The organism is Enterobacter cloacae complex sp. Mu1197, assembly GCF_040059225.1.
GTDB classification, from domain to species: Bacteria; Pseudomonadota; Gammaproteobacteria; order Enterobacterales; family Enterobacteriaceae; genus Enterobacter; species Enterobacter quasiroggenkampii.
Genome location: NZ_CP157375.1, coordinates 2,069,993 through 2,087,886 on the forward strand (window position 1 = coordinate 2,069,993; position 17,894 = coordinate 2,087,886).

16 protein-coding genes are annotated in these 17,894 nt (G+C 58.8%); 7 read left to right on the plus strand and 9 right to left on the minus strand.

The window, feature by feature from the left end:
* The first annotated feature begins 117 nt into the window (after window positions 1–117).
* Both umuD and umuC read left to right on the plus strand, forming a co-directional pair.
* Window positions 118–552, plus strand: coding sequence for a translesion error-prone DNA polymerase V autoproteolytic subunit (gene umuD / locus ABFV38_RS09855; protein ID WP_196346211.1), 435 nt, complete (start codon window positions 118–120; stop codon window positions 550–552).
* On the plus strand, window positions 536–1,798 hold the full coding sequence (umuC, locus tag ABFV38_RS09860; protein ID WP_045910358.1) for a translesion error-prone DNA polymerase V subunit UmuC: 1,263 nt from the start codon (window positions 536–538) through the stop codon (window positions 1,796–1,798). The genes umuD and umuC overlap by 17 nt, the downstream gene beginning before the upstream one ends.
* Window positions 1,799–1,805: 7 nt before the next feature.
* Here the strand turns inward: umuC and ABFV38_RS09865 are convergent, their stop codons facing one another.
* Window positions 1,806–2,702 (minus strand): LysR family transcriptional regulator, encoded by an 897-nt coding sequence (locus tag ABFV38_RS09865; protein ID WP_348959284.1) that lies wholly within the window; start codon window positions 2,700–2,702, stop codon window positions 1,806–1,808.
* A gap of 97 nt (window positions 2,703–2,799) precedes the next feature.
* Here ABFV38_RS09865 and ABFV38_RS09870 point away from each other — a divergent pair, with 97 nt between their 5' ends.
* The gene (locus tag ABFV38_RS09870; protein WP_348959285.1) at window positions 2,800–3,855 is read left to right on the plus strand and encodes an SDR family oxidoreductase; all 1,056 of its coding nucleotides are present in this window, start codon (window positions 2,800–2,802) and stop codon (window positions 3,853–3,855) included.
* A 40-nt stretch (window positions 3,856–3,895) separates the two neighbouring features.
* Here ABFV38_RS09870 and ABFV38_RS09875 read toward each other — a convergent pair whose 3' ends face one another.
* Window positions 3,896–4,876 (minus strand): nitronate monooxygenase, encoded by a 981-nt coding sequence (locus tag ABFV38_RS09875; RefSeq protein ID WP_248221253.1) that lies wholly within the window; start codon window positions 4,874–4,876, stop codon window positions 3,896–3,898.
* A gap of 134 nt (window positions 4,877–5,010) precedes the next feature.
* On the opposite strand from ABFV38_RS09875, the gene ABFV38_RS09880 reads away from it, so the two are divergent.
* A complete protein-coding gene (locus ABFV38_RS09880) occupies window positions 5,011–5,895 on the plus strand; it encodes a LysR family transcriptional regulator (protein WP_262820602.1) in 885 nt (294 codons plus the stop codon).
* On the opposite strand, the gene ABFV38_RS09885 is transcribed toward ABFV38_RS09880, so the two are convergent.
* Window positions 5,867–7,321, minus strand: coding sequence for a PLP-dependent aminotransferase family protein (locus ABFV38_RS09885; RefSeq protein ID WP_348959286.1), 1,455 nt, complete (start codon window positions 7,319–7,321; stop codon window positions 5,867–5,869). The genes ABFV38_RS09880 and ABFV38_RS09885 overlap by 29 nt on opposite strands.
* Window positions 7,322–7,417: 96 nt before the next feature.
* On the opposite strand from ABFV38_RS09885, the gene ABFV38_RS09890 reads away from it, so the two are divergent.
* Window positions 7,418–8,185 carry an arylamine N-acetyltransferase gene (locus ABFV38_RS09890; RefSeq protein WP_196352371.1) on the plus strand — a complete coding sequence of 256 codons (768 nt, stop codon included), beginning with the start codon at window positions 7,418–7,420 and terminating at the stop codon, window positions 8,183–8,185.
* Window positions 8,186–8,203: 18 nt separating this feature from the next.
* Here the strand turns inward: ABFV38_RS09890 and ABFV38_RS09895 are convergent, their stop codons facing one another.
* From ABFV38_RS09895 to ABFV38_RS09910, 4 genes are all read right to left on the minus strand, one after another.
* Window positions 8,204–11,281: an efflux RND transporter permease subunit gene (locus ABFV38_RS09895; RefSeq protein WP_348959287.1), complete on the minus strand. Its 3,078-nt coding sequence runs from the start codon at window positions 11,279–11,281 to the stop codon at window positions 8,204–8,206.
* Window positions 11,278–12,426: an efflux RND transporter periplasmic adaptor subunit gene (locus ABFV38_RS09900; protein ID WP_348959288.1), complete on the minus strand. Its 1,149-nt coding sequence runs from the start codon at window positions 12,424–12,426 to the stop codon at window positions 11,278–11,280. Before ABFV38_RS09900 ends, ABFV38_RS09895 begins: the two co-directional genes overlap by 4 nt.
* A gap of 78 nt (window positions 12,427–12,504) precedes the next feature.
* Window positions 12,505–13,701, minus strand: coding sequence for an ATP-binding protein (locus ABFV38_RS09905; RefSeq protein ID WP_348959289.1), 1,197 nt, complete (start codon window positions 13,699–13,701; stop codon window positions 12,505–12,507).
* Window positions 13,698–14,393 carry a response regulator gene (locus ABFV38_RS09910; RefSeq protein WP_008500520.1) on the minus strand — a complete coding sequence of 232 codons (696 nt, stop codon included), beginning with the start codon at window positions 14,391–14,393 and terminating at the stop codon, window positions 13,698–13,700. Before ABFV38_RS09910 ends, ABFV38_RS09905 begins: the two co-directional genes overlap by 4 nt.
* Before the next feature lie 124 nt (window positions 14,394–14,517).
* On the opposite strand from ABFV38_RS09910, the gene ABFV38_RS09915 reads away from it, so the two are divergent.
* Entirely contained in the window at window positions 14,518–15,303 is a 786-nt protein-coding gene (locus tag ABFV38_RS09915; RefSeq protein WP_196352367.1) for a MipA/OmpV family protein, read from the plus strand.
* A gap of 37 nt (window positions 15,304–15,340) precedes the next feature.
* Here ABFV38_RS09915 and yajD read toward each other — a convergent pair whose 3' ends face one another.
* Together yajD and ABFV38_RS09925 are read right to left on the minus strand one after the other, a co-directional pair.
* On the minus strand, window positions 15,341–15,688 hold the full coding sequence (gene yajD, locus ABFV38_RS09920; RefSeq protein ID WP_003857471.1) for an HNH nuclease YajD: 348 nt from the start codon (window positions 15,686–15,688) through the stop codon (window positions 15,341–15,343).
* Window positions 15,689–15,764: 76 nt separating this feature from the next.
* A complete protein-coding gene (locus ABFV38_RS09925; RefSeq protein WP_348959290.1) occupies window positions 15,765–16,658 on the minus strand; it encodes a PhzF family phenazine biosynthesis protein in 894 nt (297 codons plus the stop codon).
* 196 nt (window positions 16,659–16,854) lie between these two features.
* Between ABFV38_RS09925 and ABFV38_RS09930 the strand changes: the two genes are divergently transcribed.
* On the plus strand, window positions 16,855–17,880 hold the full coding sequence (locus ABFV38_RS09930; protein ID WP_032651088.1) for an LLM class flavin-dependent oxidoreductase: 1,026 nt from the start codon (window positions 16,855–16,857) through the stop codon (window positions 17,878–17,880).
* The last annotated feature ends 14 nt before the right edge of the window (window positions 17,881–17,894 follow it).

The following is a 17,894-nucleotide window of genomic DNA, read 5'->3' on the forward strand; positions in this document are numbered from 1 at the left end:
GCGTTTTAAATCTTCTGACACTTCAACGCGTTTGGGTTCGCTTCCGGAAATGACCTTGATCCCTGGCCATAATCCGTAATACTGTATTTATATACAGTATCTGGCGAGAAAGGCATTATGGACACTCTCTTTTCTTATCATCCAAACCAATCTATTGAATTACCGTTGTTTGCAGAGCGTGTAGCCTGTGGTTTCCCCAGTCCGGCTCAGGATTATGTGGAGGATCGTCTCGATCTTAACCGGCTGGCAGTAAGACATCCCAGTGCGACCTATTTTATCAAGGTGAGTGGAGACTCCATGATTGGGGCGGGGATCGGCGACGGTGATCTGCTGGTGGTCGATCGTTCGTTAAATGCCGAACATGGGGACATCGTTGTGGCGTCGGTCGCCGGTGAGTTTACGGTGAAGGAGCTACAGACGCGCCCGGCTCTGAGACTTCTGCCGCATAATGCCCGCTATCAGCCGATTACCTTTCATTCCGAAGAGGAACTGCAGATCTTCGGCGTCGTTACCCACACGCTTAAAACGCATAAACATGTTCGCGCTGGTTGATGTGAACAGCTTCTATGCCTCCTGCGAGAAGGTATTCCGCCCCGATCTGGAGGGGAAGCCCATCGTGGTGGTGTCCAACAACGACGGCTGCATTATTTCACTGTCGCGGGAGGCAAAGCAGTTCGGCATAAAAATGGGTGAGCCCTATTTTAAATTCAAAGAAAAACGGTTTCCGGAACGGGTTTACGTCTTCAGTTCAAACTATGCGCTGTATGCCGACCTCAGCAGTCGGGTGATGCAGACGCTGACCGATCTCGCTCCGGCCATAGAAATTTACTCGATCGACGAGGCGTTCGTGAACGTTTCAGGGATCGGTAACTGCCTTGCACTGGAAGCGTTCGGACACCAGATGCGCACGCAGGTCTTTAAAAATACGGGCTTAACCGTTGGCGTCGGCATTGCCCCGACAAAAACGCTGGCGAAGCTGGCCAACTATGCGGCGAAACGCTGGGCCAGTACCGGCGGCGTGGTCGATCTGTCGGGCCGCGAGCGGCAGCGTAAACTGCTGGCAAAGGTTCCGGTAGAGGAGGTATGGGGCGTAGGGCGGCGCATCACGAAAAAACTGAACGCGATGGGGATTACCACGGCGCTGGAGCTGGCGGAGGCCTCCTCGTGGGTCATTCGCAAACATTTTAACGTGGTGCTGGAGCGTACGGCGCGCGAGCTTCGTGGCGAGCCCTGCCTTGACCTGGAAGAGTACACCCCCACGAAGCAGCAAATCATCTGTAGCCGTTCGTTTGGTCATCGCATTACGCAATATGAAGAGATGCACCAGGCGATTTGCGCCTATGCGGAACGCGCCGCAGAGAAACTGCGCGGCGAGCATCAATACTGTCGTTTTATCAGCGTGTTTGTGCGCACCAGCCCGCATGCGGACAACGAAATTTATTACGGTAATCAGGCTTCGGTCACCCTGATGACGCCCACCAATGACTCGCGGGATATCATCCGTGCCGCCACGGAGGCGCTGGGGCGGATATGGCTCGACGGGTATCGCTATATGAAGGCCGGGGTCATGCTGGCGGACTTTTTCAGCAGCGGTGTCGCTCAGCTTAATCTGTTTGACGACAATCGCCTGCGCGCCAACAGCGCGGCGCTGATGGAGATGATCGACAGCGTCAATCACTCCGGCAAAGGGAAGATATGGTTCGCCGGGCAGGGGATTGAGAAACCGTGGGCGATGAAGCGAGAGATGTTGTCACCGGCCTATACGACGCGGTACGCGGATTTACCGGTGGCGAGGTAAAAGGCGGTTATTTTGTGGCGTTGTGGGTCGCGATCTCAGGCAGTAATTGCTCAATCACGCTGACGACCTTTCTGACGCGCTGCGGAATAAAGCGGGCATCAGGATAAACGGCATAGAGGAAGCGATCGGGTAACCGCCAGTCGGGCAGCACCGGTACCAGCGTGCCCGCCTGCAGAGCCCTGGCCACGAGCGGTCGCTGCATGCCGCCGATACCGATGCCTGACTCCAGCGCCTGCAGCAGCGCCTCACTGGTGTTGGCACGGAAAACGGTATTCACGTTGACCTCGACCGTTTCCTCGTCAGACATCAGGCGCAGGGGCGCATCCAGCGGAATGCCGCTGAACCGTACGTGTGGCAGCGTCGCCAGTTCGCTGACCGCGTGTACCGCCTGAAAACCGGGAGCGGCAAACAGTGCAGCTTCAATACGCCCCAGCACGCGAGCCGCGTGCGCCTGCGGAGGCTCGCTGCTCAGCCGTATCGCGACATCCACGCCCTCCGCCACCAGATCGGCAAGGTGGTCATCCAGGGAAAGCATCAGCTGCAGTTCGGGATGCAGGCGCTGTAGCGCCAGCAGATGCGGCAAAATGATCTGCCCCAGGCCGCTCGGCAACTGGACATGGACGCGTCCCTGAACGCTATGATCGACAGGATGTAAACGCCTCTCCGCTTCCCCCATGGCGTCCAGCACGAGCTGCATATCACGCCGGTAGCGTTCCCCTTGTTCGGTCAGCTTCATCGTACGCGTCGTACGGTGCAGCAGTACCACACCCAGCGATTCCTCAAGCGCCGCGATCTGTTGACTGACGGCGGACTGCTTAATACCGGTCTGACGGGCAGCCGCTGAAAACGAGCCCGCTTCAGCGACGCGCAGAAAAGTAGAAATGGCATTGAGCTTATTATTCATTTAATGATTTTGCTTATAAGTGCCATCGGTTTCATGGGATATCTCCAGAAAAAATAATATATCACACTGCGTCTGTCACCCTTTCCGGAGAAATACCATGAATAATAGGCAGCAACACAACGTCGCCCTGGTCGCGGGCGCCAGCGGCATTGTCGGCAGACAGATGGTCAACACGCTCCTGCACCATCAGTGGCAGGTGATCGGCCTTAGCCGCCATGCCGGGTCGCATCCTGACGGCATTCCGATGGTCAAGATCGATTTACTGGATGAAAAGGACAGCGCCCGGGCGCTGCGCTCCCTGGACGGTACCACCCATCTCTTTTACAGCGCCTGGGCGAACGCGGCGAACTGGGAAGACATGGTTGAGCCGAACGTCACCATGCTGCGTAATCTGGTCAGCATCCTCGAAAAAACGGCACCTTTGCAGACGGTAAGCCTGATGCAGGGGTACAAGGTCTACGGCGCGCATCTGGGACCGTTTAAAACCCCGGCGCGCGAAAGCGATCCCGGCGTACCGGGTGCCGAATTTAACGCCGCGCAGCTTGCGTGGCTCAGCCAGTTTCAGCGGGGAAAGCGCTGGCACTGGAATGCCATCAGGCCGGGCGTGGTAGGGAGTGCGGTACCGGGCAATGCGATGAACCTTGCGCTGAGCATTGCCCTGTACGCCTCCCTGTGCAAGGCGCTGGGTTTACCGTTGCGTTTTCCCGGTTCGGAACAGACCTGGCACAGTATCGTTGACTATACCGACGCCGGGCTGCTGGCCGACGCCACTCTGTGGGCCGCCGCGTCACCTGCGGCACAGAATCAGGCGTTCAACGTGAATAATGGCGATATCTGGCGCTGGAGCGAGCTCTGGCCGCGCATCGCACACTGGTTTGACCTGGACTCTGCACCGCCGGTGAGGCTGTCATTTCATCAGCTGTTTACGGACTATCGCGGCGTATGGCGCGAGCTTGCCGGAGAGCGGCTGGTGGAAGCGGATATTCTGCAGCTGAGCGACGGGCGGTTTGCCGATTTTGTCTTTAGCTGGAACTACGACATGTTTGGTGACGGGAGCAAGCTGCGCAGGGCGGGCTTTACGCAAATGCAGGCGACCGATGAGATGTTTTTCCGCCTGTTTGCGCAACTGAGAGCCGCGCGGATTATTCCCTGAGAACACAGGGCGTCCTGATAACCGTCAGGACGCCGAGGACTTACTCAACCGTTAATGCATCGACAACCTCGGCCACGCTTTTCACGCTGTGGATATTCCCGATCCCCGTGCCGAGCGCGATATACCCTTCATCGGTATTATTTTCCAGCATGCCCAGGCGCAGGCCCCGTAATCCGCCCATCGCCTTGCCCAGCGCTTCGTTGCTTGCGCCCGCTTTATCCATCGCCGCCAGTTTTTCCGCCAGCTTGCCGGGAAGAGAACGATAGTAGTGGGGGACGGTGCGGAAAAGCAGCAGGTCCAGGCCGTTGGCGGCAACAATTTTCTCTTTGACCCCCTGCGGCACGCGGCTTTCTTCGGTACTGATAAAGACCGAACCGGCAAACACGCCTTCCGCCCCCAATGCATGCGCCGCTCTGGCGGTGCGATTATCGGTAATACCGCCCGCGGCCATCACCGGGACGTGCTTCACGGCGTCGGCAATCAGCGGCACGATGGAAAAGGTCCCCAGCGCCGTCGCGGGTAACGTCCCACCCTCGTCAAAACCGGTGGCGACGATGATGTCTGCCCCCATCTCTTCAGCCAGAAGGGTGTTTTCCGGCGTGGGATTGATGTCGCGGTAGATAATGGCAATACCCGCCTCTTTTAACTCACTAAACAGCGCGGGAATAATGCTGCCTTCCCCGTAGCCCGTATACACCACGGCCCTGACGCCTTCCTCTTTTACCACCTTAAGAATTGGCCCGGTCCAGACGTCATTAACGGCGGTGGGGATCAGGTTGACGCCGAAGGGTTTTTCGGTCAGCCGTTTGGTTTTACGAATTTCTTCCCGCATTTTTTCGGCGGTTGCTTCCGGCGTGGAGACCGCGGTATCGGCGGTTAACCCTGCGTTGGGACCCAGCACGCCGAGTCCTCCGGCATTGCTGACCGCGGCCACTAAACGGGCATCAGTAAGCCAGGATAACGGTCCCTGAATAACGGGCTTTTCGATACCCAGGATCTGACAGATACGGTTATTTTTCATAGCAGACTCTCCCTTACGTTTGAATGAGGGAGAGTGTAGAGAGTAAGATTGTTAGGAAAAATAGCCAGAAAGATTCATCACTGTTATAAGATCAATAACAATCATTTTCTCCCGCTCGCGGCAAGACATCCCTTATGCAAATAAACCTCTTTGAATCTATTCGGATTTTTATTGAAATTGTCGACTCGGGGAGCCTTACCCAGGCGGCAGAGAATCTGCAGGTCCATCGACCGGCAGTGACCAAAGCGCTGCAGCTTCTGGAACAACACAGCGGCACGCGGCTGCTGCAGCGCACAACGCGTCGGATTAGCCTGACGCCGGATGGGGAAGCGTTTTATCGCCGCAGTAAACCCCTGCTGGCGCAGGCGGATGAATTACTGGAGTCGTTTGGTACGGACCGTGCAATACACGGCCAGCTGCGAGTCGATATGCCTGTCTCTTTTGCAACGCTGCGGGTGATACCCAATCTGCCTGATTTTTATCGCCAGCATCCCGAGATCGAGATCATTCTGAGCAGCTCTGACCGCCGTCGGGATATGCTGCGGGATGGCCTGGACTGCGTGCTGCGGGTGGGCGAGCTGGACGATGGCGACTATATCGCGCGTAAAGTCGGGAACATTAAAATCACGACCTGTGCCAGCCCGGCCTGGCTGGCAAAACACGGTACGCCAGAAACGCTGGAGGATTTACGCAAGCATCAGGCCATCAACTGGATTAACAACAGCAGCAGGCACATTCAGCCGTGGACGTTTACCACGCCAGAGGGCGTCGCGGAGATCGCGCTACCCGGTAAGCTGGTGGTGGATAACTCCGAGGCCTACATCGCGGCAGGCCTGGCCGGGCTTGGGGTAATGCAGGGGATGAATCTCTTTCTCCAGCCTTACATTGACCGCGGCCTGCTGGTTGAGGTCTTGCCAGCCTATCGCTCGCCGGACCGCAAACTGTCACTGCTCTACCCACACCGCCATCTCTCCCGCAAGGTGCGGGTATTTACCGAGTGGCTGGAGAGTCTGGTGTGAAAGCGGCCAGCTCATGGCATAGCGCACCAATCTGCTCCACGGCATTGAGCAGGCGGGGCGTCGGTTCGTTTGCACAGTTTAGCCGCAGAAAGTGCGTGAGTTCTGCGCCAGGAGAAAACAGGGGACCGGGGCTGACGCCAATACCCCGCGCCAGCGCGCGACGATGCACCTCCAGCGCGTTGACTTGCGGAGGAAGTTCGACCCACAGCAGAAAACCAGCTGCGGGGACGTTTACGCGGGTACCGGGGGGGAAACTGGCCCCGACCTGCGCCACGACGGCGTCTATTCCCTCTGCGATCCGCCGCTTTAGCCGCCGCAGGTGACGGTCGTAGTCGCCGCTTGCCAGCATCTCGCTCGTCGCGGCTTCCAGTAGCGGCGCACCTGCCCACTCTCCGGCCATGCGGGCCTGCAAGACCTGCGTGTAATAGCGTCCGGCGGCAATCCAGCCGATTCGCCACCCCGGCGCAAGCGTTTTTGACAGGGAGCTGCAGTAAATCACATTCCCGCTCTGGTCGAAGGCTTTGCAGGCCGGAGGACGTTGCCCGTCACCGACCAGGTCACCGTAAACGTCGTCCTCAATCAGAGGAATACCGGCTTCTTCAAGCAAAGCAACCAGTTCCTGCTTGCGCGCGACGGGCATGCTGGCACCCAATGGGTTTTGCACGGTGGGCGAGGCCAGAACGGCCGCAGGACGGTGGCAGCGGATGGCGTCAGCCAGCGGTTCCAGTAACAGGCCTTCAGCAGGATCGGTGGGGATTTCTAAGGCCTTCAGGCCTAAATCCTCCAGCAGCAGGAGCGTGCCGAAGTAGGCGGGCTGCTCAATCGCCACCACATCACCTGGCTGACACACGGCCCGCAGGGCCAGGCGCAGCGCCTGTGTCGCGCCCGCGGTGATAATAAGATCGTCCGCGCCGAAGCGGGCTCCCCACTGCGCAGCGCGCGCGGCAATCTTACTTCGCAAGTCTGCTCTTCCCGGAGGCAGGCTGTAGCTCTGCCCATGCGCGTCCAGACGACGACCCGCGGAGTGCAACGCCCGCTGCAGCGCCTCCCCGGGCAGCCACGCGGGATCGGGCAGGGCGGCGCCCAGCGGGACAAGACGGGCTTCTGCACTGCTGAACAGCGAGCGGGCCACGGCGGACAGGGTGACGGGGACCGGGCCTGCCGGGGAACGCGCGGGCTCCGCACGCTGAGGCTGGCTGATCTGGCGAATGTAATAACCCGAACGCGGACGCGCAACGATCAGCCCCTCGGCCTCAAGGCAGCGAAGGGCCTCCAGCGCTGTCGGAAGGCTAACGTGCTCGCGCTCGGCCAGTTTTCGCGCGGAGATCATCCGGTCACCGGCTCGCAATGCTCCTGAAGAGAGCGTGAGGCGTAGACTCTCAGCAATCCGGCGATAGTGTGGTGAGGAGTTGGACGGGGCAGACATGGGTATCTGTTCAGGCTAATTTTCGATAAAACTGACTATACAGCCAATGATGCGCGCCATCTATAGTGTCCGGCATGTTCAGGACAAGGAGGCAATATGCACAGCGATAATTTCGACATTTCCTCGTATTTCAAACGCATAAACTACACCGGACCGGCGGCGGCCGATACGACCACCCTGCATGCGCTGATGCGTCATCAGCTCTTTTCCGTTCCCTTTGAAAATCTGGACGTGCAGGCGGGTAAAATTGTCTCGCTGGCGCCAGACGACATTGCCGATAAGGTGTTAAAGAAAGGGCGCGGCGGCTACTGCTATGAGGTGAACGGGCTTTTCGCCATGGCGCTGGAGGCACTCGGTATTCCTTACCGTTTCGTGGCGGCGCGTCCGATGTTCTACCCGGCACGGCGGCCAAAAACCCATATGGCGTTAATCGCTGAAGTGGAGAGCAGGCAGTGGCTTTGCGATCTCGGGTTCGGCAGCTACGGCATCCGCGCGCCAATGGCGCTGGACACGCTTGACGTGGATATCCCCCAGGATTTCGACACGTTTCGCCTGAGCCGCAGCGCAGAGGGTGAGTATCTGCTCGAGGCGAAGGTGGAAGGCGAATGGGCCCGACAATACGGCTTCGATCTCACGCCTCAGGAGTGGATTGATTTCGTCCCGGCCAACTACCTGAACTCCACGCACCCGGATGCGATCTTTGTGCAGAAGCGGGTGGTGGTGCAGCACAGCCCGGAAGGACGCCAGATTTTACTGGGCGATATGCTGAAAACCATCACGGCGAACGGCACTGAAACGCGGCGGCTGGCGGAGGATGAAATCCGCCATGTCCTGACAGACCGTTTTGCGCTCACCGCCGCGTAATCGGAGAAAAATGGGGACTCAGCCCGGCCCGTCGACTTCGGCTTTGCGCTGAGCCCCCCACTGTAACAGCAGGCTAAACGACGCGGGTAACACGGTCAGCGTCACCAGCGTCGCAGCCAGCAGCCCGCCGATGATGGCATAGGCCATTGGGCCCCAGAAGACCTGGTGAGAGATGGGGATCATCCCCAAAATGGCGGCACAGGCGGTCAGACAGATGGGTCTGGCCCTGTGCTCCGCGGCCGCCATAATCGCGGCATCATTTGCCATCCCCTGAGCAAGATTGCTGTCAACCTCGCTAATCAATATTACCGCGTTACGCACGATCATCCCCGCCAGGGCGATAACGCCCAGCAGCGCGACAAACCCCATCGGCGTTCCGCCAGGCAGCATAGCCAGCACGATCCCCGGTAAACCAAACGGGGCCATCAGGAGCGCCAGCAGCATCTGGGAATATCGCCGCAGCTGAAGCATCAGCAGCAACAGCATGATGACCAGCGTTACCGGAAGAACGGTAAAGACGGAGCTGTTCCCCTTATCCGATTCGGCAACCGCGCCGCCTTCTTCAATGCTGTAACCTGCGGGCAGGCTCGCGCGCAGTTTATCCACCGTCGGACGCAGCGCGGCGGATACCGCTTCAGCCCTCAGCCCCGGGGCGAGGTCGGTTTGCACCGTGATAAAGGGCACACGCTGCCGACGCCAGATGACCGGATCGTCCACGCCCCAAACCGGCGTTGCGACGGCGCTGAGCGGAATTTTGTTACCGTCATTCCCCTGAATCGTGAGTGAGGAGAGGGTGGCGGTGCTCTGGCGCGCGCTGTCCTCGGCCCTGAGCACCACGTCGACAAGACGGTCATTATCTCTTATGGACGTGACAACGCTGCCGGACCAGACGGTATTCAGCGTGCGGGCGAGGCTTTCTGACGATATTCCCGCCGCTCTGGCCGCCGTCTGATTTACCTCAAGGGTAATGACTCTCTCCGGCTCTCCGGCCGTCTGGTTAACGTCGCGTGAGAACGGGGAGCGGCCAATCGCGTCCGTGAGACGGTTCGCAAGCGCCCGAACCTGCAGATAATCCGGCCCGCTCACCCGGTATTTGATGGGCCAGCCGACGGGAGGCCCCAGCTCAAGAGGCGACACGCGCGTGATGATGTCGCTAAATTGCGTCGCCAGGATCGTGTTGAGCTGTGCGTGCAGACGATCCCGCGCCGCAAGATCCTTCGCGACCACAACCATCTGGGCGATATTTTCATTTTCCAGCAGCACGTCCATCGGCAGATAAAAACGGATGGCACCCGACCCGACGTAGGTCGAAAAGCGATCGATATTGCTGTTGTCGGCCAGCGCTTTTTCCAGCTTTTCCACCTCTCTGAGCGTTTCCGGCTGCGACGCGTTGGCCGGAAGCGTCAGGCTGACCAGCAACTCGGGCCGGTCCGAGGCGGGGAAAAACTCGCCCTGCATAAACGTCGTGCCATACGCTGACAGCCCCAGCGCGGCAAGCGCAATCAGTACGGTAGCGAGCCGGTGGCGGAGCGCCAGGCGTAAAAGCCGTCCATACCCGCGCGCGATCCTTCCCGGTCCTGCCGCGTGATGTCTGACTTTTTCCGGCAGCAGCCACGTGCCCGTTAGCGGCGAAAACAGGATCGCGACGGCCCAGGAACAGAGCAGGGCGATGAGCACCACCGCAAACAGGGAGAAGCAGTATTCACCGGCGCTGGAGGCCGCAAAACCAACGGGAATAAAACCGGCAATCATGACCAGAGTACCGGTGAGCATCGGGAAGGCCGTCGTTTTGAATGCATAGGAGGCCGCGTGTCTACGGGAATCCCCCGCTTCCAGCCGGGAGACCATCGTTTCGACGGCGATCATGGCGTCATCCACCAGCAGGCCCAGGGCAATGATCAGCGCCCCGAGCGAGATACGCTGAAGGCCAATACCGGCGAGCATCATGCCGACAAACGTCATGGCAAGCACCAGCGGAATGGCCGTCGCCACCACCAGTCCGGCCCGCAAACCCAGCGAGACAAATGAAACCGCCAGCACGATAACAACGGCTTCGATAAGTACCCGGATAAACCCGCTTACCGCGTCACTGACCACCGCTGACTGATCGGCGACTTTCACCATCTCGATACCGTGCGGCAGCCCGGCGCTGAGAGTCGCCATTTTTGCGTTCAGCGCAGCACCGAAACGCAGCATGTTGCCTGTCGGCGCCATCGACACCGCCAGACCGATAGCCGGTTTGCCGTTCACCCGGTAGGCCGGGGCCGGTGGCTCAGCGATTTCCCGAGTGACGGTGGCAATGTCGGTCAGCGGAATATAGCGATTGTTAACGTGCAGCGTGACGGCGCGTAAACTCTCTTCGGTGGTGAGCGCCCCGCTGACTTTTATCGCCATGTTCTCCTGCCCGGTACGCATCGTTCCTGCCGGGACAACGGCGTTTTGCGCCCGGAGGGCGTCGGCAACGTCCTGAATATCCAGCCCCATACCGGCCAGGCGCGCCGGAGAAAAGGCGAGAACCCACTGCTCCTGCTGTTCGCCCAGAAGGGTGGTTTTGCCCATATCCGGCAGAGACATGAGCTCGCGCCGTATTGTCTCTGCGCGATCCCGCACCTCCCGCAGCGTAAAACCTTCGGGAATAAAGGCGTAAATTGTGCCGAACGTGTCGTCAAACTCGTCATCCACGGCAGGACCCTGCACCCCTTCGGGCAGGGACGGCGCGATGTCCTGCATTTTTTTGCGAACCTGATACCAGATATCGGGCACGCTTTGCGGGGGCGTATCATCACGGAGGTTGACGTGGATAACGGTGCGTCCGGCACGGGTTTCACTTTCGAGATAGTCCAGCCAGGGCGTTTCCTGCAGCTTTTTTTCAAGCGTATCGGTCAGCAGGCGGGTGGTATCCGTCACGGAGGCTCCCGGCCACTGTGCGGAGACGACGGCCGTTTTAATGGTGAATGCCGGATCTTCGTTACGCGGCAGCTTTTCATAGCAGAACACGCCCATCGCAATCACCAGCAGCATGAAAAAGCTGACCATCTGCTGGTTCTTCAGCGCCCAGGCAGAGAGGTTAAATTTGGTTTCCGATCCTGTATTCATGGCTGAACCTCTCCGGCCATCACCAGCTCGCCGGATCGTAATGTGCTCACGCCCGCCGTAATCACCCTGTCGCCGGGCTCAAGGCCGGAGGCAATCATGGCGGAGGAGGCCGTATAGCCGACGGGCACCACCACGCGCAGCTGCGCCTGCGACCGCGGGGTAATGACGAAAACGGCCGGTTTGTTGCCGACGCGGGTCAGCGCCGACGCGGGAAGCGCGTACCCGTGCGGGGCGGCGGAGGGCAACGTCACGGTGACGCTGGCGCCCAGCGCCATGGTCTCCGGCGGGTTTTGCAGGGTAGCTCTGACGCGCCACGTGCGGGTCTGAGGATCGGCCTGCGGGGTGATATCCCGCAGTACGGCAGACGCCTGCACCGACGGGTCGCTGAGGAGGGAAACCTGCAAAACCGCTTTATCCAGAGACGGGATCGCATCGGGCGCGGCAATGTCAAACGCCACGTCGCGGACTTCCCCGGTCGCCAGCGTCAGCACGGACTGGCCGTCGCTGACAACCTGTCCCGCAGAGGCGCTCACAGCCGTGATGACGCCCGCTTGCGGCGCGATCAGGCGCGTCCAGCCGAGACTTTCGCGGGCATTTCGCCATGCGGCCTCGCTGCTTTTTAAGCGCGCGCGAGCGACAAGCCAGTCAGCCCGGGCGCTGTCGAGCTGCGTGCGGGCTATCGCGCCTGTTGGCATAAGCTTTTGCATGCGACTGACGTTAAGCGCGGCGACCTGCGCTGAGGCTTTCGCGCCTTCATAGTCGGCCGCGGCGCTGTCGAGCTGGTTTTGCCCGGTCGTATTATCAAGCGTGGCCAGCAGCTGTCCGGCAGTGACCCGGTCGCCAATATCAACGCTACGCGTCAGTATCCGGCCTCCGGTGCGAAAGCTCAGGGTCGTTTCATCGTGGGCATGGATCTCACCGGTTCTTTCCAGCGCGGGAAGGGAGTGGGCGGTGCCAACGACGACGTAGCGTACCTTACGCACTGGGTCAGGTTTGTTTTCGTGTTTATCACCGCAGCCGGTCAGCGGAAAAATCGCCAGCGCAAGCAGGGCCAGGGGAAGAAAATGCAGCCAGGAAAGGGTGCGCGCCACGCCGTACAAATGATGCAGGCAGTGGCGGAGGGAGAGAAAAAATTCGTCTGACATAACGCCGCTCCATAAAGGGAATGGCGTTATTAAATGCGCGCTACGTCGAGAAAGATTCGATGTTCTGTCAAGGCTTTATCAAGAGTGAAGATTTTCATTATCGGACGGATGCCAGGGCAACAAAATGCACACCGCGAGGCCGCCGGTTTCCGGTAATGACGCGCTAATCTCACCCCCATGTGCCTGGCAAATCGCCCGGGCGATGGACAAACCAAGGCCGCTGCCGCCGGAATGCCGCGCGCGGGACTGCTCCTCGCGGCTAAAGCGTTTAAACATTTCCGGTAAGAACTGGGGCGACACGCCCGGCCCGTCATCGGTGAATTCGAGGATGTAATGCCCGCTGGCGTAATGCAGTGCCACCTCAAGGTGGCCGCCTGCGCGTCCGTAACGTAGCGCATTTTCCATGAGGATGGTAACGACCTGCCCCATACGGAACGCATCGCCCCGGAAGGGGCTGGTGTGCGGGTTACGCAGCGTTATCCTGAAATGATGCGCATCCGCCTGGGGCATGATCCAGGCAGCCCGCTCCTGAATCAGCTCATCCAGACAGAACGGCTGGTCCTCCAGCACAAGGTTACCCGCGTCTGCCAAAGAGAGAAGGTGGAGTTCATCGGTGAGGCGGTTGAGGTGCTGGAGCTGTTTCATCACCATGCCCAGCTGCGCCGGGCTGGCATCAAACACGCCGTCTAGCATGCCCTGCAGACGCCCGATGGCGGCCGTCAGGGGCGAGCGCAGCTCATGCGCCATCGCGACGTGCGAGGCGCGGAGCTCTTTCTCATAGCGGGCGAGTTGTCCCGTCATAGAGTTAAAGTCGGTCGCAAAGCTGACCATTTCTGCCGGTGCATCTTTGATCAGCTCTGCCTGACGGCCAAACTGACCTTCGGCGACATCCTTTGCCGCATCGCGAAGTCGGCTGAACTGCAGTGCCAGCGGGCGGGCGTGTTTGAGCCCCATCACCACAATAAACGGGATCATCACCAGCACCAGCAGGGCCACCGTGACCCAGTCCGCTGAGGCGATGGACGGCGTGGAATAGCTCAGGCCCCACCAGGTGTCCACAATCGAGTGGAAGCGGGCCGGGTTGGCCTGCGGGTTCTGGCTGAGCATAAGAAACTCCTGCCGGATCGCTGGCGGCATCCTGCCCATGATCCAGTAGTTCTGGACCGCATAGCGCAGCCACATGCAGGTGGCAATGACGATCACGCTGCCGATGGCCAGCGCTAAAATGCGTGCGCAAATCCAGCGCCACAGAGAGGCGTGTCGGTTTTTTATCATGGCTGTCTGAACCTGTAACCCACGCCGCGCACGTTGATCAGCACGCCGGAAATACCCACCGCTTCGAGTTTTTTACGCAGGTTATAAATATGGGTGTCCACCACGCGCTCCAGCGCCTCGCTTTCCGGCAAACAGTGTTCCAGTAAATACTGGCGGGAGAACGGGTGCGCAGGCGAGCGCAGCAGCGTTGCCAGAAGCGAGAATTCCGTTGGCGTAAGATCGAGCATCACAGGCGCGTCGTCGCCGTTGTCCACGCACGCCACAATGGCGGCAACATCCACCGCCAGCGTTTGCCAGCGCAGGATCTTTTCCTCTGTCTCTTTTTTACTGCTGCGCCGCAGCACCGCCTGCACCCGTGCCACCACTTCGCCCGGATGATATGGCTTCACAACGTAATCATCGGCACCGTAACGCAGGGCGCCAATGCGATCGGGAGTATCTCCCATGGCCGTGACCATGATCACCGGCACATCGCTTTTACGACGCAGGCCCGCCAGCACCTCGGTGCCATTAAGTCCCGGCAGCATTACGTCCAGCAGGATGAGGTCGGGCTTCCACCGCTGCGCCATATCCAGCCCGGAAAGACCGTCCCCGGTGATGGTCACGTCGTAATTTTCACGCCGTAAATAGGCTTCGAGCACGCCAGCCGCGTCGGCGTCATCTTCAATAATCAGCACTCTTCTGGATAACATCCGTTCACCTTGACCATTTCTTAACACTATCCCGACGATTCATTGATTCAGCCAAATCATACTGCGCCAACATTGTATGGCTGTCCCTGTCTCAGGAGACGCCAGCGTCTGTAAGGAGAGCAGTATGATAGCGATAAAAAAAGTCCTGTATATGTCCGTCCCGCTTCTGATGGTCGTGGCATCCGCCGCGCAGGCGGATGATGGCACCGCGTCCGATTCCTTAACCGTCGGGCTGGGAGGGCAATATGCCCCGCGTTACTCAGGCTCAGACAAGCAGGTGTGGCAGGTGGTTCCAGTGCTGCAGGGACGCAAAGGCGCTTTCTTTGTTGATGCACAAAAAGGGGTGGGATATGACCTGCAAAACGACAGCGGTTGGTATTTCGAACATACGCTGGGCTACGACCCCGGAAGGGCTGATAAAAATTCTGGCTGGCGTGAGGGTGCAAACAACCTGAAAGGGATGGGGGACATTAATGCCACCCTGAATACCGGCCTTGCCGTGGGCTGGCAGGCCGCGCCATGGCTGAGCATGGAAGGCAAAGCGACGCTGCCGTTAACCGACAGTCAGGGGGCAAGCTATCAGGCCTCCGTTACGCTGATCCCGGTACAAAATAACCAGGATACGATAGCCTTTCAGTCTGCGGCCCTGTTTGGCGACAGCCGTTATATGAATACCTGGTATGGCGTCAGTGAGCAGCAGAGCCGCCGCACCGGCTATCGCCGCTATTCAGCGCCGGGTGGATTTTATGGCGTCGACACCAGCCTGACCTGGAGCCATCAGTTCGATGCTCACTGGGGAACTGTCCTCAGCGCGGACTATACCTGGCTTGGCGACCATGCCAATGAAAGTCCGATCGTGATGCGGCGCAATGAGGGGTCTGCAACCGCCGCTATCACCTGGACATTTTAAATTCGCGCCGCACGATGTGAGCGAGGGGGCGAGAGGATTACTTCTTCTTATCCATCATCGCCTTTAAATCGGCAAACGGGTTAAACGTGGCAACGCCCACGTCTTTTTGCGCGTCTTCCCCGGCCACCACGGTGGTGCCGTACTGATCTGCTTCGGTGTATTTCGAATGCTCGTGATCGTGGCAAAACAGGCACAACAGCTCCCAGTTGCTGCCATCTTCCGGGTTGTTGGTATGGTCGTGATCGATATGGTGAACCGTGAGTTCACGAAGATTGGAATAGACAAACTCGCGCGAACAGCGTCCACACACCCATGGATAGATTTTTAATGCTTTTTCGCGATAGCCGCTTTCCAGCCGCGCGTAGTTTTTGGGGATCAAAGCCATTGCCGGTTTTACCTGTCATAAAATAGTGAGCCAATATATCTCATCAGGCACTGTAAATGTATATACGCTTCCTCCGTTAGAGTGAGAATGTGCCTTCAAGCGTAATGACGCATTTTCCGCCGACGCGAACCACCGCCTTTCCTGAGGAGGCATCGTATCCCGTGAACAGTACGCTTGCTCGTCCCATATCGACCCCCTGACTGACTGTCAGGTCAAGCGTCGTTTTATCGCGGTGTAATGCCAGTAGCGCCGTAACAGCGGCGGTCGCGCTGCCTGTTGCAGGATCTTCCGTCATTCGGGGCGTAAACATGCGTGCTTGCACATCGCAGGGCGCATCGGAATCTGAATCCAGGGTATAGGCATAGAGTGAAACTGCACCGTCCAGCGGTAACGTCGCACGAAAACCCTGTAAATTGGGCACACATCGACGGAGCGCCTCGCGAGAGGCCAGCTCGGCTATCAGGAAGGGCAGACCCACCGACGCGACGACGGGCATATGTACCTCGGTACGGATATCTTCTGCGTTCAGGGACAAGCAGGCAGCCACGTTTTCCGGGCTAACTTCAGAGCGGCAGGAGAGTGCCTCTGGTACCAGGAGTTCTGCACCCGTCACCGTATCGTTGTCACGCAGCAGGCGCACGGGCACCAGGCCAGCGATTTCCTCGAAGTGCAGTGTATCAGGCAGGTGCTGATGATTCATCGCAGTGTGATGAGCGAGCACGTAGGCGGTACCCACATTCGGGTGCCCGGCGAAGGGGATCTCGCGCGAGGGCGTAAAAATTCGGACGCGTGCTGTATTGGATGGGTTGTCTGGCGGCAGCACAAACGTCGTTTCGCTGTAACCAAACTCAACGGCGACCTGCTGCATTTGTGCTTTACTCATGCCCTCCGCATCGAGTACGACGGCAACAGGATTACCCAGAAACGGCGTGTCAGTAAAAACATCCGCCACAACATAGCGTCTTTTCATTTTTTATCCAGTGTGAAAGGTCCCGACCTATAGTAGTAACGTTAATTCAAACGGATAACCAACGGGTTTTTACCTGAGGGACATGAAACTATTTCAATCAATTTATTTGAATCATTCCGTTAAATAAACGGCATTTATTCTTACCGGGTAATGCGTAAAGTGGACAGAACGCAATGCATTATCAGGACACAGGGTTATGAAAAAGATCGGGTTTTTATCGTTTGGTCACTGGACGCCTTCGCCGCAGTCCGGCACGCGCTCGGCGGCTGACACGCTGCTGCAGTCCATCGATTTAGCTGTGGCGGCTGAAGAGTTGGGGGCAGACGGCGCTTATTTCCGCGTGCATCACTTCGCGCGACAGCTTAGCTCGCCGTTCCCTCTGCTGGCCGCGATTGGCGCAAAAACGAAGACCATCGAAATCGGCACCGGCGTGATTGATATGCGCTATGAAAATCCGATGTACATGGCTGAAGATGCGGGCGCGGCGGACCTGATTTCCGGTGGTCGCCTGCAGTTGGGCATCAGCCGTGGCTCCCCGGAGCAGGTTATTGATGGCTGGCGTCATTTCGGCTATGTCCCGCAGGAAGGGGAAAACGAGTCGGATATGGCGCGTCGTCATACCGAGGTGCTGCTTGAGGTGCTGCGTGGGGAAGGGTTTGCCAAACCGAACCCGCAGCCCATGTTCCCGAATCCGCCGGGGCTGCTGCGTCTGGAGCCTTATTCAGAAGGGCTGCGCGAGCGTATCTGGTGGGGGGCGGGTTCCAATGCGACGGCCGTGTGGGCCGCAAAACTGGGCATGAACCTGCAAAGCTCAACGCTGAAGGACGATGAAACCGGTGAGCCGTTCCATATTCAGCAGGCAAAACAGATCCGCGCGTACCGTCAGGCCTGGAAAGAGGCGGGGCATACGCGTGAGCCGCGGGTGTCGGTCAGCCGCAGTATTTTTGCGCTGATGGACGACCGTGACCGGATGTATTTCGGGGCCAGCCGCAACGACAGCGATAGCGTGGGTTATCTTGATGAGAAAACGCGCGCCATCTTCGGGCGCAGCTATGCCGCGGAGCCGGACAAGCTGGTTGAACAACTGAAAAAGGACGAGGCGATTGCCGAGGCGGACACGCTCTTACTGACCGTGCCGAACCAGCTGGGTGTGGATTATAATGCGCACGTGATTGAGTCTATTCTCAAACATGTCGCGCCGGCAATGGGCTGGCGCGAGTAGTTCCGCTATCAGCC

Bases quoted from the DNA above. Each gene is read 5' to 3' on its own strand.
- ABFV38_RS09905 (WP_348959289.1), bottom strand. From the start codon at position 13,701: ATGATAAAAAACCGACACGCCTCTCTGTGGCGCTGGATTTGCGCACGC.
- ABFV38_RS09910 (WP_008500520.1), bottom strand. From the start codon at position 14,393: ATGTTATCCAGAAGAGTGCTGATTATTGAAGATGACGCCGACGCGGCT.
- ABFV38_RS09930 (WP_032651088.1), top strand. From the start codon at position 16,855: ATGAAAAAGATCGGGTTTTTATCGTTTGGTCACTGGACGCCTTCGCCG.
- ABFV38_RS09875 (WP_248221253.1), bottom strand. From the start codon at position 4,876: ATGAAAAATAACCGTATCTGTCAGATCCTGGGTATCGAAAAGCCCGTT.
- umuC (WP_045910358.1), top strand. From the start codon at position 536: ATGTTCGCGCTGGTTGATGTGAACAGCTTCTATGCCTCCTGCGAGAAG.
- ABFV38_RS09885 (WP_348959286.1), bottom strand. From the start codon at position 7,321: ATGTCTGCCCCGTCCAACTCCTCACCACACTATCGCCGGATTGCTGAG.
- ABFV38_RS09900 (WP_348959288.1), bottom strand. From the start codon at position 12,426: ATGTCAGACGAATTTTTTCTCTCCCTCCGCCACTGCCTGCATCATTTG.
- ABFV38_RS09870 (WP_348959285.1), top strand. From the start codon at position 2,800: ATGAATAATAGGCAGCAACACAACGTCGCCCTGGTCGCGGGCGCCAGC.
- ABFV38_RS09895 (WP_348959287.1), bottom strand. From the start codon at position 11,281: ATGAATACAGGATCGGAAACCAAATTTAACCTCTCTGCCTGGGCGCTG.
- ABFV38_RS09880 (WP_262820602.1), top strand. From the start codon at position 5,011: ATGCAAATAAACCTCTTTGAATCTATTCGGATTTTTATTGAAATTGTC.
- yajD (WP_003857471.1), bottom strand. From the start codon at position 15,688: ATGGCTTTGATCCCCAAAAACTACGCGCGGCTGGAAAGCGGCTATCGC.
- ABFV38_RS09925 (WP_348959290.1), bottom strand. From the start codon at position 16,658: ATGAAAAGACGCTATGTTGTGGCGGATGTTTTTACTGACACGCCGTTT.
- ABFV38_RS09915 (WP_196352367.1), top strand. From the start codon at position 14,518: ATGATAGCGATAAAAAAAGTCCTGTATATGTCCGTCCCGCTTCTGATG.
- umuD (WP_196346211.1), top strand. From the start codon at position 118: ATGGACACTCTCTTTTCTTATCATCCAAACCAATCTATTGAATTACCG.
- ABFV38_RS09890 (WP_196352371.1), top strand. From the start codon at position 7,418: ATGCACAGCGATAATTTCGACATTTCCTCGTATTTCAAACGCATAAAC.
- ABFV38_RS09865 (WP_348959284.1), bottom strand. From the start codon at position 2,702: ATGAATAATAAGCTCAATGCCATTTCTACTTTTCTGCGCGTCGCTGAA.